General features: G+C 46.3%; 21 protein-coding genes. 14 read left to right on the forward strand and 7 right to left on the reverse strand.

What is annotated here, in order from left to right; translation table 11 throughout:
• Positions 1-5 precede the first annotated feature (5 nt).
• The 10 genes from murD (at position 6) to lpxC (ending at position 11,465) form a co-directional block, all read left to right on the forward strand.
• On the forward strand, positions 6-1,628 hold the full coding sequence (gene murD / locus C2740_RS00865) for a UDP-N-acetylmuramoyl-L-alanine--D-glutamate ligase (protein WP_215293537.1): 1,623 nt from the start codon (positions 6-8) through the stop codon (positions 1,626-1,628).
• A gap of 71 nt (positions 1,629-1,699) precedes the next feature.
• On the forward strand, positions 1,700-2,896 hold the full coding sequence (ftsW, locus tag C2740_RS00870; RefSeq protein WP_251369705.1) for a putative lipid II flippase FtsW: 1,197 nt from the start codon (positions 1,700-1,702) through the stop codon (positions 2,894-2,896).
• A gap of 20 nt (positions 2,897-2,916) precedes the next feature.
• On the forward strand, positions 2,917-3,966 hold the full coding sequence (murG, locus tag C2740_RS00875) for an undecaprenyldiphospho-muramoylpentapeptide beta-N-acetylglucosaminyltransferase (RefSeq protein ID WP_215294252.1): 1,050 nt from the start codon (positions 2,917-2,919) through the stop codon (positions 3,964-3,966).
• A complete protein-coding gene (murC, locus tag C2740_RS00880; protein WP_215293539.1) occupies positions 3,963-5,399 on the forward strand; it encodes a UDP-N-acetylmuramate--L-alanine ligase in 1,437 nt (478 codons plus the stop codon). The genes murG and murC overlap by 4 nt, the downstream gene beginning before the upstream one ends.
• 19 nt (positions 5,400-5,418) lie before the next feature.
• Positions 5,419-6,405, forward strand: coding sequence for a D-alanine--D-alanine ligase (locus C2740_RS00885; RefSeq protein ID WP_215294253.1), 987 nt, complete (start codon positions 5,419-5,421; stop codon positions 6,403-6,405).
• Positions 6,402-7,259, forward strand: coding sequence for a cell division protein FtsQ/DivIB (locus C2740_RS00890; RefSeq protein ID WP_215293540.1), 858 nt, complete (start codon positions 6,402-6,404; stop codon positions 7,257-7,259). Before C2740_RS00885 ends, C2740_RS00890 begins: the two co-directional genes overlap by 4 nt.
• 9 nt (positions 7,260-7,268) lie before the next feature.
• Positions 7,269-8,498 (forward strand): cell division protein FtsA, encoded by a 1,230-nt coding sequence (gene ftsA / locus C2740_RS00895; RefSeq protein ID WP_215293541.1) that lies wholly within the window; start codon positions 7,269-7,271, stop codon positions 8,496-8,498.
• A gap of 48 nt (positions 8,499-8,546) precedes the next feature.
• Positions 8,547-9,890: a cell division protein FtsZ gene (gene ftsZ / locus C2740_RS00900; RefSeq protein WP_215293542.1), complete on the forward strand. Its 1,344-nt coding sequence runs from the start codon at positions 8,547-8,549 to the stop codon at positions 9,888-9,890.
• A 111-nt stretch (positions 9,891-10,001) separates the two neighbouring features.
• Positions 10,002-10,502 (forward strand): peroxiredoxin, encoded by a 501-nt coding sequence (locus C2740_RS00905; RefSeq protein WP_215293543.1) that lies wholly within the window; start codon positions 10,002-10,004, stop codon positions 10,500-10,502.
• Between the two features lie 48 nt (positions 10,503-10,550).
• On the forward strand, positions 10,551-11,465 hold the full coding sequence (lpxC, locus tag C2740_RS00910; protein ID WP_215293544.1) for a UDP-3-O-acyl-N-acetylglucosamine deacetylase: 915 nt from the start codon (positions 10,551-10,553) through the stop codon (positions 11,463-11,465).
• Between the two features lie 23 nt (positions 11,466-11,488).
• Here lpxC and C2740_RS00915 read toward each other — a convergent pair whose 3' ends face one another.
• A complete protein-coding gene (locus C2740_RS00915) occupies positions 11,489-12,019 on the reverse strand; it encodes a hypothetical protein (RefSeq protein ID WP_251369655.1) in 531 nt (176 codons plus the stop codon).
• Between the two features lie 24 nt (positions 12,020-12,043).
• Here C2740_RS00915 and secA point away from each other — a divergent pair, with 24 nt between their 5' ends.
• The 4 genes from secA (at position 12,044) to mutT (ending at position 17,410) form a co-directional block, all read left to right on the forward strand.
• The gene (gene secA / locus C2740_RS00920; protein WP_215293545.1) at positions 12,044-14,809 is read left to right on the forward strand and encodes a preprotein translocase subunit SecA; all 2,766 of its coding nucleotides are present in this window, start codon (positions 12,044-12,046) and stop codon (positions 14,807-14,809) included.
• 62 nt (positions 14,810-14,871) lie between these two features.
• Positions 14,872-16,107 carry a bifunctional glutamate N-acetyltransferase/amino-acid acetyltransferase ArgJ gene (gene argJ / locus C2740_RS00925; RefSeq protein WP_215293546.1) on the forward strand — a complete coding sequence of 412 codons (1,236 nt, stop codon included), beginning with the start codon at positions 14,872-14,874 and terminating at the stop codon, positions 16,105-16,107.
• Between the two features lie 14 nt (positions 16,108-16,121).
• Positions 16,122-16,979, forward strand: a complete 858-nt coding sequence (locus C2740_RS00930; RefSeq protein ID WP_215293547.1) for an ATP-binding protein — start codon at positions 16,122-16,124, stop codon at positions 16,977-16,979.
• Between the two features lie 14 nt (positions 16,980-16,993).
• On the forward strand, positions 16,994-17,410 hold the full coding sequence (gene mutT, locus C2740_RS00935; protein WP_215293548.1) for an 8-oxo-dGTP diphosphatase MutT: 417 nt from the start codon (positions 16,994-16,996) through the stop codon (positions 17,408-17,410).
• On the opposite strand, the gene zapD is transcribed toward mutT, so the two are convergent.
• From zapD to C2740_RS00965, 6 genes are read right to left on the reverse strand one after another with little or no spacing between them, the layout of a single operon-like run.
• Entirely contained in the window at positions 17,407-18,159 is a 753-nt protein-coding gene (gene zapD, locus C2740_RS00940) for a cell division protein ZapD (RefSeq protein WP_215293549.1), read from the reverse strand. The two genes, mutT and zapD, sit on opposite strands and share 4 nt — an antisense overlap.
• 11 nt (positions 18,160-18,170) lie before the next feature.
• Positions 18,171-18,857 carry a dephospho-CoA kinase gene (gene coaE / locus C2740_RS00945; RefSeq protein WP_371816720.1) on the reverse strand — a complete coding sequence of 229 codons (687 nt, stop codon included), beginning with the start codon at positions 18,855-18,857 and terminating at the stop codon, positions 18,171-18,173.
• Positions 18,812-19,312: an A24 family peptidase gene (locus C2740_RS00950; RefSeq protein WP_215293550.1), complete on the reverse strand. Its 501-nt coding sequence runs from the start codon at positions 19,310-19,312 to the stop codon at positions 18,812-18,814. The genes coaE and C2740_RS00950 overlap by 46 nt, the downstream gene beginning before the upstream one ends.
• Positions 19,312-20,358, reverse strand: coding sequence for a type II secretion system F family protein (locus C2740_RS00955; protein WP_215293551.1), 1,047 nt, complete (start codon positions 20,356-20,358; stop codon positions 19,312-19,314). The genes C2740_RS00950 and C2740_RS00955 overlap by 1 nt, the downstream gene beginning before the upstream one ends.
• Entirely contained in the window at positions 20,349-21,428 is a 1,080-nt protein-coding gene (locus C2740_RS00960) for a GspE/PulE family protein (RefSeq protein ID WP_215293552.1), read from the reverse strand. The genes C2740_RS00955 and C2740_RS00960 overlap by 10 nt, the downstream gene beginning before the upstream one ends.
• Positions 21,425-22,714, reverse strand: coding sequence for an HlyC/CorC family transporter (locus C2740_RS00965; RefSeq protein WP_215293553.1), 1,290 nt, complete (start codon positions 22,712-22,714; stop codon positions 21,425-21,427). The genes C2740_RS00960 and C2740_RS00965 overlap by 4 nt, the downstream gene beginning before the upstream one ends.
• Positions 22,715-22,782: the final 68 nt, after the last annotated feature.

Here is a 22,782-nt window from a genome sequence, read left to right on the forward strand (position 1 = left end):
TAAATATGTTGAATATAGAAAACACTTTTGCTAATCCAGCCTTCATAGAAGATGCGGGCTACCAAGCGCCGCATCGTTTTTTGATTATGGGTCTGGGCGAGTCTGGAGTTGCTATGGCGAAGTGGTGCCTGGGTAATGGCGCGGCTGTTCGTCTAATAGACACCCGTGAGCAGTCTAAATTTTCTGAACGCCAAAATGCTTGGCTTGATGAATTAAAAATGGCCGGACTGAAAGATATTCAATTCGGACCATTAGTCGATGAATTGTTAGTAGATATTGATGTTATCGGCGTTAGTCCTGGTTTATCCCCGCTACAGGAGCCCACTCAATCATTTTTAGTGAAGGCTAGAAAAGCCAGAATTGATGTTTGGAGCGAAATCGAGTTCTTTGCTCGCGCAATTGCGGCATTAACTCGCATGGCGCAGGCAGCTGAATCAAACCATGAAGCAGCAGTGTTGGCGATTACCGGCACGAATGGAAAAACAACTACCACTGCATTAACAGGACAACTCTGTGAGCGTGCCGGGAAAAAGGTTGCCGTAGCTGGAAATATTAGTCCTGCTGCATTAGATAAGTTAATGAGTTGCTTGAGCGCTGCAGACCAAATTGAAGATATGCCGGATATCTGGGTCCTTGAGTTGTCTAGCTTCCAATTGGTTTATACGCATACCCTTAATGCAACTGCAGCTACCGTACTCAATATCACCCAAGATCATTTGGACTGGCATGGTGATATGCAGGCATATGGAGATGCAAAGGCCAGGATATTTGGCCCCGACACAATTTGTATTTTGAATCGTGATGACTCTTTAGTGATGAATTTAATTTCTGATGATCAAAAAATAGAAAAATCGATTGTGACTTTTGGCTCTAATAGTCCAGATGAGCAGGGTGCCTTTGGTATTGAGCATGACTTGCGTGCTGGCGGAATTGACTGGCTGGTATGGGCTGAGGTAGACGAGGATGTTGAGCCTAAACCAAAACGTCGTCGTAAATCTGCGGTGATTGAAGACAGCGAGCCGCTCCGCTTGAAGCGTTTAATTCCTGCTGATGCGTTGAGAATTCGTGGTCGTCACAATGCATTGAATGCACTGGCTGCGCTGGCATTGGCGAGAGCTGCCAATTTACCAATGAATGTTCTTCTGCATGGTTTGCGTGATTACCATGGCGAGCCTCATCGTGTTCAGAGTATTGCGATTGTGAATGATGTTGAATATGTCGATGACAGCAAAGGGACTAATGTGGGGGCTACTGTAGCCGCTCTTAATGGCTTAGGTAGCAATGAATCCGGTAAGAGAATTTGGTTAATCGCGGGCGGCGATGGCAAGGGGCAGGACTTTAGTCCCTTGCGCGAACCTGCTTTACGATTTGTTAAAGGCGTTTTCTTGATTGGCAAAGATGGTGCTGCCATTGGTGAGGCCATAGGCAAGGACATTCCATGCACGATCAGTGGTAACTTGGAAACCGCTGTTAAGGCTGCGGCACAACAAGCTCAGTCTGGAGATTTGGTAATACTCTCTCCCGCTTGCGCGAGCTTTGACCAGTTTCAAGATTATATTGCCCGTGCCCAAGTATTTATTGGTGAGGTTGAAGAGTTGGGAATGCGTTTTGAGGAGGCTCAAGCGTGAATCTAAAAGACAAATTTTTCCCTCAAAATCGCTTAGGCTTAGATCGCTTCTGGAATTTTTCAAGGGGGGGTATTGATAACTTCCGAACTGGCTTGAGAGATGCTGTATCTGGAGTAGAGCAAACTCGCTCACGCATGATGGAATACGATCAATTGCTCGTATGGGCAGTTCTTTCTTTAATGTTGATTGGCTTGGTAATGGTGTATTCCGCTTCAATTACTTTGGCTGATGGACCTAAGTACGCGAATTACAGTAGTAATTTTTTCTTAATTCGTCACCTGATTTCTTTGGCGATTGCTGCAGGGGTGGGTATTTGGACTTTCAAGATTCCAACCAAGATATGGGATCGCTATTCTCCATTGATTTTTGGATTTACCGTCTTGCTATTGATCGCAGTTCTGATTCCTGGTATCGGTAAGGGTGTGAATGGGGCAAAGCGTTGGATTCCGCTCGGCTTAATGAATTTTCAACCATCTGAGTTAATGAAATTTGCAGCTGTCATTTTTGCTGCAAGCTACACCGTGCAACGTCAAGAGTATTTGCACTCCTTTGTTAAGGGCATGTTGCCAATGGGTGTAGCCGTTGCATTGGTTGGCTGTCTTCTGATGGCCGAGCCAGACATGGGCGCATTTGTAGTGGTGGCATTTATTGCATTTGGCATCCTGTTCTTGGGCGGTATTAATGCCAAGCTCTTTGGGGGCTTGATTGCCGTGGGTTTGATGAGTGGTGCAACGATGATTGCACTTTCACCATTCCGTCGTGGCCGCATGCTCGCCTTCATGGATCCATGGCAGGTAGATAACGCTGCAAATAAGGGTTATCAGTTAACTCATTCCTTAATGGCTTTTGGTCGTGGGGAATGGTTTGGTACTGGACTGGGTGGCAGCGTAGAGAAATTGCATTACTTACCTGAGGCGCATACCGACTTCATCATGGCAGTAATTGGTGAGGAGCTAGGCTTCGTTGGTGTAGTTGTGATGATCTTCTTGTTTTATTGGATCGTACGACGCGCGTTCTTAATTGGCCGTACTGCACTGCAATTAGATCGCAGTTTTGCCGGTCTTGCTGCTAAGGGTGTGGCAATTTGGATCGGCTGGCAAGCCTTTATCAATATGGGCGTGAATCTCGGTTTATTGCCAACCAAGGGGTTGACATTGCCATTAGTGAGTTACGGTGGCTCCGGAATTTTGATGAACGTTGTGGCGATTGCAATGTTGCTGCGGATTGATTATGAGAATCGTATTTTGATGCGCGGAGGGAAGTTGTGACAAGACCTTCTATTTTGGTGATGGCTGGTGGTACTGGTGGGCATATTTTCCCAGGACTTGCTGTTGCTGAATATTTGCGTATCTGCGGTTGGAATGTGTCATGGTTGGGTAACCAAAGTGGCATGGAATACCGACTAGTGAAGTCTTGCGATTTTCCATTTGAAGCCGTTGAGTTTGGTGGTTTGCGCGGCAAGGGTCTTAAGGCCAAGTTGATGTTGCCCATCAATTTAATGCGTGCTTGCTTTCAAAGCTGGAAGATCATGCGTCGCATAAAACCTTCTGTGGTCTTGGGTATGGGCGGTTACATTACTTTTCCAGGTGGCTTGGTAAGTAAGTTATTAAAGCGCCCCTTAGTGCTACATGAATCAAATTCTGTAGCAGGTAGCGCAAATCGCGCGCTTACTAAAATTGCAATGCGCACATTGACTGGCTTTCCAAATACGATGGTGCATGCTGAGTGGGTAGGCAATCCTATTCGTGAAGAGTTTGAGCACATTCCAGCGCCCGCTTTGCGCTACGAACAGCGTCAAGGGCCTTTGTCTATATTGGTGGTGGGCGGTAGTCTGGGTGCAGCCGCTTTAAATGAAAGTATGCCTGCGGCTTTGGCATTGATTTCTAAAGATGCACGCCCTAGGGTGATTCATCAAGCGGGCGATAAGCATTTAGCCGATTTGCAGAAGCGCTATACCGACTTGGGCGTTGAAGCTGATGTGCTTCCCTTTATTGACGATATGCCATCTGCATATGCACAGGCAGATCTCGTGATTTGTCGCGCTGGCGCTATGACGGTTTCAGAGTTAGCAGCCTGCGGCGTTGCTTCTTGCTTAATTCCTTTTCCATACGCAATTGACGATCATCAAACTGCTAATGCAAAATTTTTAGCTGATGCAGATGCTGCGATTTTATTGCCCCAGCAATACCTCAACCCTCAGGATTTAGCGTCAATGATTCAAAACTTTAACCGTGCGGACCTAAGAGATATGGCTTTGCGTGCACATGCTTTGGCTAAACCACATGCGACTCAACGAGTAGCTGAGGTTTGCGCAGATTGTGCGGGGGTAGGCGTATGAAGCATATCGTTCAACAAATCCATTTCATCGGTATTGGCGGTGCCGGTATGAGCGGTATCGCTGAGGTCTTATTGAACTTGGGCTATCAAGTATCTGGTTCTGATTTAGCCGAAGGCCCAGTAACAAAGCGTCTGCGGGAATTGGGTGCAGTGATTCATATTGGGCATGATCCTAAAAATATTGGCACTGCAGAAGCGGTGGTTATTTCCACTGCTGTCGCTGGAAACAATCCTGAAGTGCTGGCGGCACGTGCTGCAAAGATTCCGGTGATTCAGCGGGCGGTGATGTTAGGTGAGTTGATGCGCTTAAAACAAGGCATCGCTATTGCTGGCACACATGGTAAGACCACTACAACCAGTTTGGTTGCGTCAGTACTTGCTGAGGGTGGTTTAGATCCTACTTTTGTCATTGGTGGAAAGCTGAATTCTGCTGGCGCTAATGCCCGTTTGGGCCGTGGTGATTTCATCGTCGTTGAAGCCGACGAATCTGATGCCTCTTTCTTGCAACTTTTCCCAGCAATGGAAGTGGTCACCAATATTGATGCTGACCATATGGATACCTATCAACACGATATGGCGAGATTGAAACAAGCCTTTGTACAATTTATTCAGCGCATGCCGTTTTATGGTGTAGCAGTGTTATGTATTGACGATACTAATGTACGTGACATTATTCCATTTGTATCTCAACCCATCTTGCGTTACGGACTTTCTGATGATGCGGATATTCGGGCGAGTAATGTGCGTGCCGACGGTACTCGTATGCACTTTACGGTGGATCGCCGTACCGTTCGTAGACACGGTGCTAAACCGGGCCCACTAAATGTGACGCTAAATTTACCAGGTTTGCACAATGTGCAAAATGCCTTGGCTGCAATTGGTATTGCTACAGAGTTAGGAGTTGGTGATGAAGCAATTACAAAAGCACTCTCTGAATTTAGCGGTGTGGGTCGTCGTTTCCAGCGACATGGTGAGATTTCCCTGGCTTCCGGGGGAAGCTTCACGCTGATTGATGATTATGGGCACCACCCAGTAGAGATGGCCGCAACTTTGTCTGCTGCTCGGGGCGCATTCCCAGACCGCCGTCTGGTACTAGCCTTTCAACCACATCGGTTTACTAGAACGCGTGATTGTTTTGGAGAGTTTGTGCAAGTCCTCAGAAACTTTGATGCCTTGGTATTAACTGAGGTTTATCCCGCTGGAGAGGCAAAGATTCCTGGTGCGGATGGTAAGAGTTTAATGAAAGCTGCACTTGCAGAAGACAGGCATACAAAAGGCACTCTCAATTCTGCTGCGGTGGTCTTTGCAGTAAACGTTGCCGAAATGCCAGAGAAGTTATCTCAAGTATTAAAAGATGGTGACGTTCTAATCACGATGGGTGCGGGATCAATCTCTGCGCTACCTCATACCTTAGCGGAGGCAAAGAGTGTCTAAGGTAGATGCAAACCTCGGCATGTGGGGTGATCGCGTGAAGTACCAGTTATCTAGGCTGGATGTGAAATCACTTGGGCGTGTTGGCATTTTATTGGGTGGACGCTCTGGTGAGCGTGAGATTTCCCTAATGTCAGGCAATGGTGTTTTGGAAGCTTTACTTTCCAAGGGTGTGGATGCGCATAGTTTTGATCCAGGTTTACGTTGCCCAACAGAGCTAGTAAAAGAAAAATTTGATCGCGTATTCATCTCTCTACATGGTCGCTATGGTGAGGATGGCACTATCCAAGGTTTGTTGGAGTTGTTAAATCTGCCATATACCGGTAGCGGTGTATTAGCTTCTGCTTTAGCAATTGACAAGATTGCGACTAAACAAATTTGGCTAAGCAATGGCTTATCTACCCCAGATTTTGAAGAACTTACTGCAGGAAGTGATTGGAATGCAGTGGTGAAGAAGTTGGGCTTACCTTTGATTGTGAAGCCAGCGCACGAAGGTTCTTCGCTTGGCTTAACCAAAGTGAAGTCTGTAGATGAATTACCTGCTGCTTACCAACTCGCCGCAGGAATGGATAAAAAAGTAATCGCTGAGACCTGCATTGTGGGTGATGAGTTAACTTGTCCATTAGTGGGCCAGGGCGATACAGCTGAAGCATTACCTGTGATCAAAATTATTCCGCCACAGGCGAATTACGACTTCCATAACAAGTACTTTTCAGATGAAACCCAGTACTTATGTCCAACTGGACTTGCCTCTGAAGTCAATGAGCGCGTTCAAGAGTTGGCTTTAGCTGCTTATAAAGCATTAGGTTGTCGCACGTGGGGTCGTGCTGATGTGATGCTTGATCAAAAAACTGGTAAGCCTTACTTACTAGAGATGAATACTTCTCCAGGGATGACCTCCCATTCATTAGTGCCGATGGCAGCTAAGGCTGCTGGAGTGGCTTATGCAGATTTAGTGTTGTGGCTACTGATCCAAACTTTGCAACAAAAAGAGAGTGCTGCTGCATGAACACTCTTTTAGACCGGTTTGGAGATATTTTCTCCGTCATCATGTCACCACTGTGGAACTATCCAGAGCGGATGCAAAAGCTTAGCCGCTTCTTAATCCGCTGCTTCACTGTGATGATGGTGGTTGGGGTTTTGGGCTGGTTAAGTCAGAGACCTGTCTTCACTTTGAAGCAAATTCAGGTTGAGCCCGTTGCTGGTCAAACGCTAAATCATATTAATAAGTCTCTCGTGAAGCGTCAGGTAATAGAAACCGTGCAAGGCAATTTCTTTAGTGTGCGTTTAGAGGATGTAAAACGTGGCTTTGAGAGTATGCCGTGGGTACGCCACGCTAATGTTCGTCGAGTTTGGCCTAATGGTTTGGTTGTAAATATTGAAGAGCAAAAGCCATTTGCTACTTGGGGCGGCGATGGTAGTAATACCTTGGTGAATACACATGGTGAGCTATTTGCTGGTCGCGTTTCGGAGTTAGTTGACGACAAGCGCTTGTTGGATTTTTCGGGCCCTGATGATGCTAGTAAAGAGGTGATGAGTCTTTACGAAAAAGCAAATAACTGGTTTAAGCCCTGGAATACTGAGGTGGTGAGTTTGGCCTTGACTGAGCGCTATGCATGGCATGTCAAGCTGTCGAACGGCATGAAGGTGGAATTTGGACGCGATGAAGAGAGCTCTGATAGGAATTTAACGGAAGAACGTGTGGCACGTCTATTTAAGTATTGGCCGCAAGTGCAAGAGAAATGGGCTAACCGAGTCGATGCAGTCGATCTACGTTATGCAAATGGTTTTGCAGTTCATCTTGCATCTGCAAGTTTGAAGAAGAGTGATGTAGACGGCAAAAAAAGTGAGCTGAAGCAATGAGGAATGTGAATGAGTAAAGATAATCGCGACCTACTGGTAGGTTTAGACATTGGCACATCCAAGGTAGTAGCCTTGGTTGCAGAGCTAGGTCCTGACGGGCAATTCAATGTGGTTGGCGTTGGCCAAACGGCATCTAAGGGGCTAAAGAAGGGTGTCGTCGTTAACATTGAGGCAACTGTCCAGTCGATTCAAAAGGCTTTGGAAGAGGCTGAAGTGATGGCTGACCGTCAGATTGTTCAGGTCTTTACAGGGATTGCTGGAAATCACATTGTGAGTTTCAACTCGAGCGGTATGGTTGCCATCCGCGATAAAGAGGTGAGCGCTGGTGACGTTGAGCGTGTGCTGGAGACTGCTAAAGCGATCAATATTCCAACAGACCAACAAATTTTGCACATTCTTATTCAAGAATTCATCATCGATGGCCAGGAAGATGTGCGTGAGCCTATTGGAATGAGTGGTTTGCGCTTGGAGGTAAAGGTTCACATTGTGACTGGTGCCGTAAGTGCGGCACAAAATATTGTGAAGTGTGTGCGCCGTTGCGGTCTCGAGGTGAATGACTTAATTCTGCAGCCTTTAGCATCAAGTTTAGCTGTACTTACTGATGATGAAAAAGAGCTCGGGGTTGTCTTAGTCGATATTGGTGGAGGTACTACAGATATTGCTATCTACTGCCAAGGATCGATTCGCCATACAGCAGTGATTCCAATTGCGGGCGACCAAATTACTAACGATATTGCAATGGCATTGCGTACGCCAACCATTGATGCCGAAGATTTAAAGATTGCTCATGGAATTGCGCGTCAAGAAATGGCCGATCCAACCGCCATGATAGACGTCCCTGGCATGGGTGATCGTGACCCACGTCCAATGTCTAAGCAGGCTTTAGCTGCGGTGATCGAGCCCAGGGTTGAGGAACTCTTTACTTTAGTTAGAGGGGTTGTGCGTGATTCTGGCTATGAAGATATGGTTTCTTCTGGAATTGTTCTGACTGGTGGCACAGCCTTAATGCCAGGGATGGTTGAGTTAGCCGAGCAGGTTTTCTTAAGGCCGGCCCGAATTGGCACTCCAGAATATCGTGGCCACTTACATGAAGTATTGCGTAGCCCCAGGTATGCAACCAGCATTGGTTTACTTATGGAAGGTCAAGCACAGTTCTTGCGTGGTCGTCGTGTTTCTCAATCAGGCGCGTTGCAAGGAGTCATGTCGCGCATGAAGGAATGGTTTGCAGGAAATTTTTGAGTTTTTTCGTCGTCGTCAATGTAGTAAGTAATTTACCTAGGAGGGTATATGGAATTTGAAATGTTAGATCAAGAAACAGCTGGCAAGACCATTATTAAAGTGGTTGGAGTCGGTGGCGCTGGCGGTAATGCTGTCCAGCATATGATCCGTCGTGGCGTTAACGGTGTAGAGTTCATTTGCATGAACACCGATGCTGGCGCTTTACAGCGCTCTGAGGCATCTGTGAATTTGCAACTGGGTTCTAGCGGATTAGGTGCTGGTGCCAAACCAGAAATCGGCGCAGCCTCTGCTGAGCAAGCGCGTGCACGCATTGCAGATACATTACAAGGTGCGCATATGGTATTCATCACTGCGGGTATGGGTGGTGGTACTGGCACGGGGGCAGCCCCCATCATTGCTCAAGTAGCAAAAGAAATGGGCATTTTGACCGTAGGCGTCATTAGCAAGCCATTTGATTTTGAAGGTGTGAAGCGTTTGAAAGTGGCCGAGAATGGAGCGGCCGAACTCGAGTCCTATGTAGATTCATTGATTGTGGTTCTCAATGAAAAACTCTTTGAGGTGATGGGTGAGGATGCCGAGTTTGATAAGGCTTTTGCTTGTGCAGATGATGTATTGCATAACGCAGTCTCTGGTATTGCAGAAATTATCAATGTTCAAGGTTTGATCAACGTTGACTTTGAGGATGTAAAGACCGTTATGGGTGAGCAAGGTAAAGCCATGATGGGAACGGCCACTGTTTCCGGCATGGATCGCGCACGTTTAGCTGCTGAAGCTGCAGTTGCATCTCCGCTGCTAGAGGGCGTTGATTTATCAGGAGCACGTGGCGTGTTGGTAAATATTACTGCTAGCCGCTCCTTAAAGTTATCTGAAACACGTGAAGTAATGGCTGCGATCCGTGGCTATGCTGCTGATGATGCAACCGTGATCTTCGGTACCGTGTATGACGAGAGCTTAGGTGATGCGTTGCGTGTAACTGTGGTTGCTACTGGCTTGAATAATCCTCTAGCCCGTAAAGCAAATCAGCCGGAAGTGGTTTGGAGACAGGCTACTGGTACTAGTGATGCAATGCCAACCATGGCAGATCTCAATACTTTTGCCCCTGCTAGCGCATCTGCTGCCATGAGCAAAGTAGGCCTGGATTCTGCTCTCAGCACTAGTTCAGGTATGGCCTTGACTGGATCTGGCAGTACTCCATCGATTGCAGCTCAACCAGCAGCTAGCAGCAGTGTTGATTACAGCCAATATGATTTGCCACGGGTATTTCGTAGCTCCCGTGAGGCGACTCCTGCACCTACTTTAGGTGCAGATAGCTCTCCTCAGGCTAAATCCATGTTGGATAAAGGGGCTGATTACTATGAAATTCCAGCCTTTTTACGTAAGCAAGCAGACTAAGTAAAGCTCAATACAATAGGTAATTGCAAAATGCCAGCGCGGCGCCCCTCCGGACGACGAATCCCGCGCTTGCGTTGGCATGCTTACTAACAATTACTTATTGGAGATGTCATGATTTCTGTAGGACAAAAATTACCTAACGCTACTCTTTATGAATTTTTTGATGAAGAGAGCGAAGGCTGCTCCTTGGGGCCAAATGCCTTTGAAGTTGAGAGGCTTGTAGCTGGCAAAAAAATTGTTATCTTTGCATTGCCTGGTGCATTTACGCCAACTTGTTCTGCAAAGCACGTGCCAGGATATGTTGAGCACTACGATGCAATTAAAGCAAAAGGCATTGATGAAATTTGGTGTATATCCGTAAATGATCCATTTGTAATGGGTGCTTGGGGACGCGATCAAAAAGTTGGGAAAAAGATTCGTATGATGGGTGATGGTAGTGCAGAATTTACCAAGAAGATGGGAATAGAGTTGGATCTAACTGCTCGTGGTTTTGGTGTGCGCTCAGACCGCTATGCCATGATTGTTGAGGATGGTGTAGTGAAATCTTTGGATCGCGAGGCTCCTGGTAAATTTGAGGTGAGTGACGCGGCCTCAATTCTGAAAAAACTGTAATTTGAGTTAATCAAGCAACGAATACCCCCTGAATTTAGAGATATCACCATGATGAAACAAAGAACCATTGCCACTCCAGTGAAAACTGTTGGCATTGGGTTGCATTCTGGTCGTAAGGTGACGATTTCTATTAAGCCGGCGCCAGTAAATTCAGGGGTTCAGTTTGTGCGAGTTGATACGCCAGAGCAGTCTGTTGTTCCTGCAACTGCTTTGGCTGTATGTGATACCAGGCTTGCATCCGTTATCCAAAAGGACGGCGTGCGAGTTTCCACGGTTGAGCATTTACTATCGGCTTGCGCAGGCTTGGGTTTAGATAACCTATTAATAGAGCTTGATGGCGAAGAAGTGCCCATCATGGATGGTAGCGCTGCCTCTTTTTTATTTTTAATTGAATCTGCTGGGATTATCGAACAAGCTGCGCCACGTCAGTTTGTTGTGATTAAGAAGGTAGTTGAAGTGCGTGAGGGCGATAAGCTCGCACGCTTAGAACCTTTCTTCGGGTTCAAGTTAGATTTTACAATCGACTTTAAACATCCTGCGGTTGATAAGACTGGACAACGTTTCATTGTGGATTTTGCAGAGCATGCTTACCGCAGCGAAATTGGTCGCGCGCGTACCTTTGGTTTTGCGCATGAAGTAGAGGCTTTGCGTGAAATGGGCCTAGCTCGTGGCGGTAGTTTAGATAATGCAATTGTTTTGGATGAGCACCGCATCTTGAATAATGAAGAGTTGCGCTACGAAGATGAGTTTGTGCGCCACAAAATTTTGGATGCCATCGGTGATTTATATTTAGTGGGTCATCCTATTGTGGGTGCATATGTGGCTGAAAAATCTGGCCACGCTCTTAATAACGCACTTTTACGCAAACTACTGGAAGACCCAAGTGCTTATGCAATAGAATCTTTTGCAGAAACTAAAGCCCCTGGGGCTTATTCTCAAGAAAGCCAACCCCTCTTTTTCTAGGGCGGCATAAAAAATCCAGCAGCTTATTTGGTTTTATTTTGCAGGAGGCGTTCAACCGCCTTACGCAGTTCAGAGTCTGGCGGAAGTTTTTCTGAGAGGTCTTGCCAAGACTTTTGTGCCACTGCATTTAAACCTTTAGGAGCTGCATTTTTGGGATTTTGTCTTGGTTTAACTTCCCAGTCGGGGCTGGCAGGTTTAACTTTGACTTTAATCACCTTGCAATGAAGCCCAATATTTCCTAACTCATTGATTAAACTAGGTAAAGTTTGCTGTAAGCGGGTAGCAATACTGGCGCTACTGACTAGTAAAAAAAGCTCATCTTGGGCTCCCGAGCGCCATCCCGCCTCAATTTTTGGACTCAAGTGACCTAAATCCAGGCATTCCAAGGCCGTATGGAGCTTCGCCTTTATTTTGGCCAGATCTTCTGTCTTGGCCAAAATGCCCCCAAGACCATTTGACTCCCGCAGGTATTCAAGCCAGTCATGGGCTGTTTGATTGCGAGAAGGTTTGCGGGCAAAGTTCATAAAAAATGGGGTTGCGGGTGATAAACTCAAGGACTTCATTTTCTTCAATATCCCATGGTAATCGGTCTTCTTAAAACCCTGGTCGGCAGTCGTAACGACCGCCTCTTAAAACAGTATCGCAAAGTCGTTGCCAAGGTTGGCGCCTTTGAGGCCAGCCTGCAATCTTTGGATGATGCCGCTCTTGCTGCCAAAACGGCTGAGTTTAAATCTCGCCTTGCTGCAGAGGAGTCTCTGGAGGATATGGCTGCAGAAGCATTTGCCGTAGTCCGGGAAGCTAGCGTTCGAGTGATGAAGATGCGTCACTTTGATGCGCAGATCATGGGCGGCTTGGCTTTACATCAAGGAAAGATTGCCGAGATGGGAACTGGTGAAGGAAAAACCTTAACAGCAACCTTGCCAGTCTATTTAAATGCCTTGACTGGTAAAGGCGTTCATGTCGTTACAGTAAATGATTATTTGGCTCAGCGCGATGCTGAGTGGATGTCAACCTTATATAACTTCTTAGGTATGCAAGTCGGCGTGAATCTATCTCAGATGGATCACAAGACAAAACAAGAGGCTTATGCTGCAGATATTACTTACGGCACTAATAATGAGTTCGGCTTTGATTATCTGCGTGACAATATGGTCCAAGACTTGGATCAACGTGTGCAGCGCGGCTTAGCCTATGCGATTGTTGATGAGGTCGACTCAATTCTGATTGATGAGGCGCGCACACCACTGATCATTTCTGGTCAAGCTGAGGATCACACTGATCTGTATATCAAAATCAATGCACTCCCTTCTTACTTAGAGCGTCAAATCGGTGAAGAAAAAACGGACGGTACTGGCGTTGAGAAGCCTGGCGATTATTGGGTGGATGAAAAGTCGCAACAGGTTTATTTAACGGAGCAGGGTCACGACAAAGCCGAGGAAATCCTGGTGCAGTTGGGTGCCTTAAATGATGGCGCTTCTTTGTATGCTCCACAAAATATTACTTTGATGCATCACGTTTATGCGGCATTACGTGCGCATTGTCTCTATAACCGTGACCAGCACTACGTTGTGCAAAATAAAGAAGTCATCATTGTTGATGAATTCACGGGACGATTAATGCAAGGTCGTCGCTGGTCTGATGGCTTGCATCAAGCAGTAGAGGCTAAAGAAGGTGTGCCGATTCAGAATGAGAATCAAACTCTAGCCACAATTACTTTCCAAAACTACTTCCGCATGTATGGCAAATTGTCTGGCATGACAGGTACCGCTGATACTGAAGCATATGAGTTCAAGGAAATCTACAACCTTGAAACGGTGGTGATGCCTCCCAACAGAATTAGCCAGCGCAAAGATCGTCAAGATCAAATCTTTAAGTCATCTCGCGAGCGTTATGACGCCGTTGTTAAAGATATTGAAGATTGCTACGAGCGCGGTCAGCCAGTTCTGGTAGGCACTACTTCAATTGAAAACTCTGAGTTGATTGCTGGTTTATTAGATAAGCGCAAATTACCTCACCAAGTACTTAATGCAAAACAGCATGCACGTGAGGCTGAAATTATTGCGCAAGCCGGTCGTCCAAAAATGATCACCATTGCCACCAATATGGCTGGCCGTGGAACAGACATTGTGCTTGGCGGTAATGTAGCCAAACAATCCGCTTTGATTGAGGCGGACTTCGCGCTTTCTGATGCAGAAAAATCCAGCAAGATTAGAGCGTTGCAAGACGAGTGGCAAGGTCTTCATGACCATGTTTTAGCTGCGGGTGGTTTACACATTATTGGTACCGAGCGTCATGAGAGTCGCCGTATTGATAACCAGTTAAGAGGCCGCTCAGGCCGTCAGGGTGATCCAGGTTCATCTCGTTTCTATCTTTCTTTGGATGATTCACTCTTGCGTATTTTTGCTGGCGATCGTTTGCGCGCCGTCATGGAGCGCTTAAAGATGCCTGATGGCGAGCCAATTGAAGCTGGTATGGTGACTCGATCGATTGAGTCGGCTCAGCGTAAGGTTGAAGGCCGTAACTTTGATATTCGTAAACAGTTATTGGAGTATGACGACGTTGCCAACGATCAACGTAAGGAAACATATCGCTTAAGAAATGAAGTTCTTGAAAGCAAAGATATTGGCGATTTAATTGCCAATTTACGTGAAGATGTTTTGCGTTCTGTTTGTTCTCTTTATGTTCCTCTTGAGTCCATGGAAGAGCAATGGGACTTGGCTGGACTCGAGAATGTCTTGGCAAGTGACTGGGGTTTGACTGTCGATTTGCGTGCTTGGGTTGAAGGTGCCGAGACGGTTGACGATACAGAGATTGTTGATCGAGTACTGCAAGCAGCTAAAGATGCTTACGATGCTAAGGTGGGGCTATCAGGCCGCGAGTCTTTTGCAGGATTTGAGCGTTCTGTTCTGCTTTACAGCCTTGATACCCATTGGCGTGAGCATTTGGCAGCCTTAGATCATTTACGTCAAGGTATTCATCTACGTGGCTATGCCCAAAAAGATCCCAAGCAAGAGTACCGCCGTGAAGCTTTTGAGTTGTATGGCGAGTTACTAAGCATTATTAAGAATGATGTTGTGAAAAGCATCATGACTGTGAAGATCAGAAGCGCTAGCGAGTTGGACGAAGCAGCTGAATCCATGAATGATGACTTGGCTAAATTGGCGGATGTCCAATATCAACATGCGGATCCTGATAAAGAGGTGGCTGGCTCAACAGGTGATCGCGGCGCTCCGATTGAGGTTATTCCAGCGCCGATGCGAACTGGTCCTAAGGTTGGTCGCAATGATCCTTGCACCTGTGGCAGCGGTAAAAAATATAAAAATTGCTGCGGCGCCTTAAGTTAGTAGTTGTTTAAACGGGGCGCGAGTGAGCAACCCTTTAAACCCTCATCTACAATTGTCAAACTATGACAGTTAATCTACCTCTCCCTCAAAAAGCAGATCTTAAGCCGGTTAAAGGTTTTGAGATGGGCATCGCTGAAGCTGGCATCAAGAAAAAAAATCGCAAAGATTTATTGGTCATGACATTGGCTCCTGGATCTCAGGTTGCCGGCGTATTTACTTTAAATCGCTTTTGCGCTGCACCTGTTCAGGTTTGTCGTGAACATTTGGCGCAAGAGGGTCGCAATGGAGAAATTCGGGCTTTAGTTGTTAATACTGGCAATGCCAATGCTGGTACCGGTGAACCAGGCATGAAGCATGCCTTAGAGACATGTGCTGCATTAGCGAAAGAACTCAAGATTCATCCAGAACAAATTCTGCCGTTTTCAACTGGGGTAATTTTGGAGCCATTGCCGGTAGAAAAAATTATTACTGCTTTACCTAAGGCGGTCTCCAATTTAGGAGGGGATAACTGGTTTGATGCTGCAGAAGCAATCATGACCACCGATACCCAGCCTAAGGCAACTTCAATCACAGTACCAACGCCAGCGGGACCAGTTGTGATTACTGGTATCTGTAAAGGCGCAGGCATGATTCATCCAAATATGGCAACCATGTTGGGTTTCATTGCCACTGATGCTGGTTTTGCTCCAGGCTTATTGGGCAATCTCACTCGTGAGATTGCTGACCTGTCTTTTAATGCAATCACGATTGATGGCGATACCTCAACCAATGATTCTTTCATCATCATGGCGACTGGCCAGTCTGCAGTGCAGATCAAGTCGGCAGCTGAGCCCAATTACGTATTGGTGCGCGATGCTTTAATTGCGCTTGCCAGAAAGTTAGCGCAAATGATTGTGCGTGATGGTGAAGGCGCCACCAAGTTTATGACCATTGAAGTTGTTGGCGGTAAGACTCAGGAGGAGTGCCGTTTAGTTGCCAAGGCCGTCGCTCACTCACCTTTAGTGAAAACCGCTTTCTTTGCTAGCGATCCAAACTTGGGCCGTATTTTGGCGGCGATTGGTTATGCAGGCATTGCGGATTTAGACGTAGGTCGTGTGCAGATGTGGCTTGGAGATGTTTGGGTTGCTAAGGATGGGGGTCGAAATCCCAGCTATCAAGAGGCCGATGGTCAGAGAGTGATGCAGGCTTCAGAAATTACCGTCAAGATTGATTTGGGCCGTGGTAATGCAGTTCAAACTATGTGGACTTGCGATCTATCCCATGATTACGTTTCAATTAATGCGGACTATCGCTCATAAAGGTTTTTGGATAGATGAATGAAAAATTAGACCGACTCTTAAGTCATCTTGAAACCTTTTTACCGAAGCCTTTAAGTGATGAGCAGTGGAAATCGTCGACTGCATTTAGATGGCGCCGCCGCGATAGTATTTTTGGCAGCATTGGCTTCTTGCAGCCTGTGAAGCATGTCTCAGACATTACCTTCCAAGATCTAAAGAATATTGACCGTCAACGCGATGCCATCCGGGACAACACCCAAAATTTCATCCAAAAAAAACCAGCAAATAATATTTTGCTGACTGGTGCTAGGGGAACTGGTAAATCATCATTGATCAAGGCTAGCCTTCACGAGTTTGCCAGTAAAGGCCTGCGTTTGGTGGAGGTTGAAAAAGAGCATTTGGCTGACTTGGCAGATATCACTGACCTTTTGGCCGAGCGTCCTGAGCGTTTCATCATCTTTTGCGATGATCTTTCTTTTGAGGATGGGGAATCTGGCTATAAAGCCATGAAATCCGCCCTAGACGGTTCAGTTTCTGCTCAGGTAGACAATATTTTGATTTATGCCACCTCAAATCGACGTCATTTATTACCTGAGTACATGAAAGATAACGAAGGTTATGTTCATGGTGATGATGGGGAAATTCATCCGGGCGAAGTGGTGGAGGAAAAAATTTCCTTATCTGAGCGCTTTGGGTTGTGGCTTTCGTTTTATCCACCCAAGCAAGATGAGTACCTGGCTATCGTTGCACATTGGTTAAACCATTTTGGTTTAAGTACGGTACAAATTGAAGCTGCTCGTGCAGAGGCATTAGTTTGGGCGCTAGAGCGCGGTTCACGTTCCGGCCGGGTTGCTTGGCAATTTGCAAAGCATTGGGCGGGCACTCATGCCTAATCTGATTTATTTCTATGAATGAAATAAATCGCCCTGTCACTGTTGTTGCTGCGGGAATATTGATTGATTCTGAGAATCGCTATCTTTTAGGTCAAAGACCCGCAGGAAAACCATATGCGGGCTACTGGGAAGTGCCGGGTGGAAAAGTCGAAAAAGGTGAAACTGTTTTTCAGGCTCTGAGACGTGAGCTACAGGAAGAGCTGGGTATTGATATTGAGGCTAGCGAAGAATTAACTATTTTAGAGCACGACTATCCGCATGCTTATGTTCGCTTATATGTCAGCATCATCCGCAATTGGACAGGCACTCCAATGGGGTGCGAGGGACAAGCCTTATCTTGGGAGTCCATTGGTGCTGAAGCACCGAGTGTTGAGCCTCTGCTGCCGGCTGCTTGGCCAATGCTGGAGTGCCTTAGAAGGTCTTTGGCTTAGAGCTGACAGAGTGTCAGTTTAAATGGCACATCCGCATTAACAGTTTGCGCTTTTTTATCCCGATCAGCCTTTAAGAAGCGTACTGAAAGCAGATATTTATTGGCGCTGATTTCTGAGAAGAAGGTGTCATCTTCTAATGTAATTCGCATTAATTGGTATACCTTGCCGGAGGGCGCTTGCTGAAATGAACCATTGTGAGCAAGCACATCTTTTGCTTCGCCAGATTGACGCAATAGACGCAAAAATAATTGGCATGCCTCTTGCCATGGCAAAAGCGGGTTTACGTAATTTTCTAAAAGTTTGCGCCGCTCAATTGAGGGACTATTTTTCCAAGCGTGATAACTAGGTAAATCAATTGGACTAGTTCCACCAGGAATATTGAGGCGTGTGCGAATCGCATTTAACCATTCACTCTCGGCAATAGCTGAGTTAGGCCTACCGGTGGAGTGATTAATTCCGCTGGCAACAGAGTCAATTTCAGTAAGAGTTTGGGATAGCGCTTCTTGATCTACTTTTTGTGATGATTTGAGACCATTGAGAGCATATTTTTGGCGCTCGAATTCTTTGAGCAATAGTGATTTGATGTCACCCCTGGCGCCAATGTCTCCTAGATCAAACAAAATAGAGATTGCATTATGGTGAAGCTCTGGATCGTCTGAGCGAAGAAAGTGATTGAAGCGGGCGAACAAATACTCCAGTCGAAGCATGCTTCGAACTAATTCGTTAAATGGGTATTCGTAGACAATCACAAGCCCATATTCTATGACGAACTGAGCTGATCTTTCTGAATCTGCAAGATTTCTTGGTGCAAGCTTGCTACTTCTGATTCTAAGTCCCTAAGAGTTCCCTGGTTTTCAATCACCATATCGGCATGCTTGAGACGTTCGTGGCGACTGGCTTGGGCCGCGAGAATTCCTTGTAGCTCCTCTCTGGCTAAATTGCTGCGCTGCATCACTCTTTTAATCTGAATCTCTTCCGGGGTGTCCACCACTACCAAGCGATCTATCAAACTTAACCAGGAGCCGGACTCAATGAGTAGAGGTGCGACAAAGACTAGGTAGGGCGCACCATCTTTGCTGAGCTGCAAGGCCTGTCTGATGGTCTCTTGGCGAATGAGCGGGTGAGTAATCGCCTCCAGGGATTTTCTGGCCTCAGGCTTTGCAAAAACGAGAGCACGCATCTTGTCTCTGTTGAGCGCCCCATTGACTGTAATAAAGCCTGGGCCAAATTGTTCCTCGATTAGTGCAATGGCTGGTCCATTGGATGCGGTAACTTGATGGGCAATGAGGTCGCTGTCCACAATGCCTGCGCCTAGTTTGGCCAGTAAGTCGCTTACAGTAGTTTTCCCGGATCCAATGCCACCGGTTAGGCCAATAAGGGGTATATGCCCCTTTAGTGCGCTTAAGTCAGATTGCTCAGCAGTAGGTTTTGGAGGAACTGTGGCCATAACAACTCAATGATGCCAGCAAAGATCAGAAATGGGCCAAAAGGAAAGGGCGTCTCATGATTCTTCTGATTAAATCGTAGCCATACTATGCCGCCAATGATTCCGGTTATAGAAGCTATGAGCAGGGTACTTGGCAGGCTTGCCCATCCCAGCCAAGCACTGAGCGCAGCGAGAAGCTTGGCATCACCCATGCCAATCCCATCTTGTTTCTTGATATATCGATATAGGCGATTCAATAGCCATAACAGTAGGTAGCCAAGTAGGCTGCCAAAGATCGATTCTTGAAGACTTACAAACTGCAGGGCCGGGAAGCTATTGAAGCAAAGACCAGTGAAGATCAGCGGAAGAGTGATGAAGTCGGGTAGCCGGAAAGTTCGTAGATCGATATAGGCCAAGTAAGCCAATATCAGGATCAGCAAAACCCGAATAAGGTCGACAACTTCTGGAGAGCCCATTAGACAATCTGTCCTAGATTAAAGATTGGGAGATATAGGATTATGACAAAACTGCCGATTACAACCCCAACAAAGATAATGAGCAAGGGCTCTAAGCTTTGACTCAAAGTATTCAGGCGGTTGCTCAGTTGGGAGCCTAAGGTATGGGCTCGTTTGCTCAGCATTATTGGAAGAGAGCCGCTTTCTGAGGCGATTCGGAGTAATTGCAAAGTTTCAATATCAAATAAGACATGTTTAGGGTCAGCACGAATTAGTGCATCACCTAGTGGCCAGCCTCTAGTGAGGTGTTTAAAGATTTCTGCGCTTAAATCGTGGCTAAGCCAATGGTTAGAGGATTGCGCCGTCACCCGGAGCGCGTCAGGAAGTGCCAAGCCTGAGTCTAATAAATGCCCGAAAGTCCTGCACCAGTGGGTCAGCGTTGCCAGGCGAAATAATTTACCCAAAACGGGAATCTGAAAACTCAGTTCATCACATGTTTTCTGTAGGCGAGGTATTTTTAGCCAAGCGAATAAAAATAATCCAACGCTAACAATGAAGAGGCCAGTCATTTCCAGGTAGAAGTGTTCAATGACAGTCGATATTTGTATGAGCACTTTTGTGGGCGCTGGTAATTCAGCCTGAAAGTGGGCGAAGACGTCCTTAAATACCGGCACAACCCAAATCATCATGACCAGAATCAGCAGAACAGAGCTGGCAAGGGTGATGATGGGATAGCTAAGCGCTTGCTGGATTTTGCGGCGTAATTCAATTTGCGCTTCCAGTTGTCGACAAATCGTTTCTAGTGCCAATTCAATATTACCGGTGCGCTCACTGACCCGAATAAGATTAATAAATTCCGCAGAAAATTGGTTTCTCTGCGCCACCAATGCTTGAGAAAAGCCCTCTCCCCGCCTGAGCTGGGCGCATAAATTAGCCAAGCAGATCTGCCAGTGCTTGGGGGCAGACGCTAGAATAAGTTCCATCGCATTTAAGAGTGCAAGACCAGCGCTTAAAAGCGATAAGAGCTGCTGAGCGAATGTCAGTTGATCTGATTTGCTTAGTGCCATGTGCCGACCTCGCTCTCTAGGTCAGACTCTCTAATCAAGCCCTCTTTTACATATCGAAGCCCAGCCTCATGCATGGTGAGGGGCTTTAAGGATGAGTCAAATAAGTGTTGCACACCTAATACTTCATGCACTCCGATACGACCATGACGTCCGCTACCTTTGCAAGCGGCACACGGGGTCACTTTATGTTTAGCTTGACCTTGGCATTGCCGACATATTTTTCGAATCAAGCGTTGCGAGCTGATTGTGCGCAAACAAGATTCCAGTGATTCTTGGTCAAGCCCTAAACTTTTCAGTCTGATTAAAGCGCCTCTAGCATTGCGAGTATGTAATGTGCTCAGGACAAGATGACCAGTTTGCGCGGCCTGTATGGCGATCTGGGCGGTAGCACTATCCCGAATTTCACCAATCATGATGACATCCGGATCCTGTCGTAAGAGCGCGCGAATAATCGTGGAGAAATCTAAACCTGAGCGAGGGTGATAGGCGACTTGATTTATTCCAGGTAGACGAATCTCAATGGGATCCTCTATGGAGCACAGGTTTCGGTGACTTTGATTTAGGGCGCGTAAGCAGCTATACAGAGTTCTGGTTTTACCGCTACCAGTTGGTCCCGTAACCAATATCAAGCCATTTGTTTGATTGAGAGCATCTTGGAAAATGGTTAGTTGCTCTGGATGCAAGCCAATTTGATCGATAGCCAGATCATTGATGCAACTAGGCAAAATCCGCACAACAGCCTTTTCACCATAGAGAGTGGGGAGTATCGATACTCGGCAGTCAATATTTGGCTTGGAAAAATCATAGCCAATTAAGAGTCGTCCATCTTGGGGAAGACGTTTCTCTGCAATATCGAGCCGTGCCAATATTTTGATGCGAGTGATTAAGCGTTCGTGAAGTTCAATCCCAAATTGGGCCTGGATTTGTAGCAGGCCGTCTACTCGAATGCGGACTAAAGTACCCTGGGAAGCGGCTTCAATATGAACATCACTCGCCCTAGATTCAAGCGCATTAACTGCGATTTCATGCCAGGTGCGAATAATGAGTGAGTCATCATGGGTGTTACTCAATCTTGCTCTTGAGTGAGGGCAGGTTGATACAGTTTTACAGTCTTTACTCCCTGCTCATCAAATTGCACGATCTCCATCACAATTCCTGCAATTTTTAAACTGACGTCATGATCGGGAATTGCTTCGAGCTTTTCAAGGATGAGGCCATTTAAAGTGCGAGGACCATCCAAAGGCAAGTTGAGGTTGAGAAGGCGATTAAGATCTCTTAGCGATGCAGTGCCACTCGCCAGATAAGTACCATCAGCTAGCCAATGAGGGTCAGTTGATAAATTGGAAAAAGAAGTGGTGAACTCACCAATGAGCTCCTCCACAATATCTTCGAAGGTGACTAGACCAAGGACTTCGCCATACTCGTTGACAACTAGGCTTAGGCGCTGCTGGTTGTCCTGGAAGAATTGCATCTGCTGTAAGACAGGGGTGCCGCTTGGAATGAAATAAGGCTCATTTAATAAGGATTGAAAGTCCTCATGCTTCAGGTCTGTATCACCCAGCAGAGATAAAGTTTTTTTGACAGACAGGATGCCTACGATGCGCTCAGAATCGCCGTCACAAACTGGAAGCTTATTGTGATAGCAGGTTTCTAATTGTTGAATTACCTCTTCAATTGGTCGTGAGAGGTCAAGAACTTCAATTTTCGATCGGGGGGTCATCACATCGTCAACCGTAATATTTTCTAGGTTGAATAAATTGAGCAAGATATTGCGATGATGGTTTGAAACAAAGCGATTGGACTCTAAAACTAAGCTGCGAAGCTCCTCTTTACTCATGGTTCTGCTATCAGAGGAGGATTGCAGCCCAGAGACCTTCATCAGGCCGGATACAAAGCTATTGATAAACCAGAGCAGTGGCTTTAGGAAAAAAGTCAGCGGCAGAATAAACCAGCCCACTCGAGATGCAATTTTTTCTGGAAAAGCTGCCCCGATGACTTTCGGGGTGATTTCACTAAAAATAATGATGAGCAAAGCAACGACTAAAGTTGCAATAGATAGTACGAGGCCACTATCTCCGAAGATATGTAAAGCAATTCCCGTCACCAAAATGGGCAGGATGGTATTAATGAGATTGTTGGAAATTAAAAGCACCGACAAAAGCGAATCAATGCGTTTAAGGAGTCGCTCTGCTAAGGCTGCCCCCGCATTACCACTCGTTGCCATGGCGCGTAGGCGATGGCGATTAGCGGAAAGCATACTGGTTTCTGCCATTGAGAAAAAGCCAGAAAGTGCGAGTAAAAATAGGACCAGAGCAACTTGGCCATAAAAGGGCCAATCGTCAAAAAAAGTGTCCATGAGGTCTGCCTGCAAAAAGTAAGGATGAATCAATATAGCAAAGTGGCATTTCACAAGCTATAGATACG

The organism is Polynucleobacter sp. MG-5-Ahmo-C2 (assembly GCF_018687735.1).
In the GTDB taxonomy this organism is placed as follows: Bacteria; Pseudomonadota; Gammaproteobacteria; order Burkholderiales; family Burkholderiaceae; genus Polynucleobacter.

Excerpts from the sequence above, each read along its gene's own strand:
- murD (WP_215293537.1), top strand. The coding sequence starts at position 6 with ATGTTGAATATAGAAAACACTTTTGCTAATCCAGCCTTCATAGAAGAT.
- murG (WP_215294252.1), top strand. The coding sequence starts at position 2,917 with ATGGCTGGTGGTACTGGTGGGCATATTTTCCCAGGACTTGCTGTTGCT.
- murC (WP_215293539.1), top strand. The coding sequence starts at position 3,963 with ATGAAGCATATCGTTCAACAAATCCATTTCATCGGTATTGGCGGTGCC.
- C2740_RS00885 (WP_215294253.1), top strand. The coding sequence starts at position 5,419 with ATGTGGGGTGATCGCGTGAAGTACCAGTTATCTAGGCTGGATGTGAAA.
- C2740_RS00890 (WP_215293540.1), top strand. The coding sequence starts at position 6,402 with ATGAACACTCTTTTAGACCGGTTTGGAGATATTTTCTCCGTCATCATG.
- ftsA (WP_215293541.1), top strand. The coding sequence starts at position 7,269 with ATGAGTAAAGATAATCGCGACCTACTGGTAGGTTTAGACATTGGCACA.
- ftsZ (WP_215293542.1), top strand. The coding sequence starts at position 8,547 with ATGGAATTTGAAATGTTAGATCAAGAAACAGCTGGCAAGACCATTATT.
- C2740_RS00905 (WP_215293543.1), top strand. The coding sequence starts at position 10,002 with ATGATTTCTGTAGGACAAAAATTACCTAACGCTACTCTTTATGAATTT.
- lpxC (WP_215293544.1), top strand. The coding sequence starts at position 10,551 with ATGATGAAACAAAGAACCATTGCCACTCCAGTGAAAACTGTTGGCATT.
- secA (WP_215293545.1), top strand. The coding sequence starts at position 12,044 with ATGGTAATCGGTCTTCTTAAAACCCTGGTCGGCAGTCGTAACGACCGC.
- argJ (WP_215293546.1), top strand. The coding sequence starts at position 14,872 with ATGACAGTTAATCTACCTCTCCCTCAAAAAGCAGATCTTAAGCCGGTT.
- C2740_RS00930 (WP_215293547.1), top strand. The coding sequence starts at position 16,122 with ATGAATGAAAAATTAGACCGACTCTTAAGTCATCTTGAAACCTTTTTA.
- mutT (WP_215293548.1), top strand. The coding sequence starts at position 16,994 with ATGAATGAAATAAATCGCCCTGTCACTGTTGTTGCTGCGGGAATATTG.
- coaE (WP_371816720.1), bottom strand. The coding sequence starts at position 18,857 with ATGGCCACAGTTCCTCCAAAACCTACTGCTGAGCAATCTGACTTAAGC.
- C2740_RS00950 (WP_215293550.1), bottom strand. The coding sequence starts at position 19,312 with ATGGGCTCTCCAGAAGTTGTCGACCTTATTCGGGTTTTGCTGATCCTG.
- C2740_RS00955 (WP_215293551.1), bottom strand. The coding sequence starts at position 20,358 with ATGGCACTAAGCAAATCAGATCAACTGACATTCGCTCAGCAGCTCTTA.
- C2740_RS00965 (WP_215293553.1), bottom strand. The coding sequence starts at position 22,714 with ATGGACACTTTTTTTGACGATTGGCCCTTTTATGGCCAAGTTGCTCTG.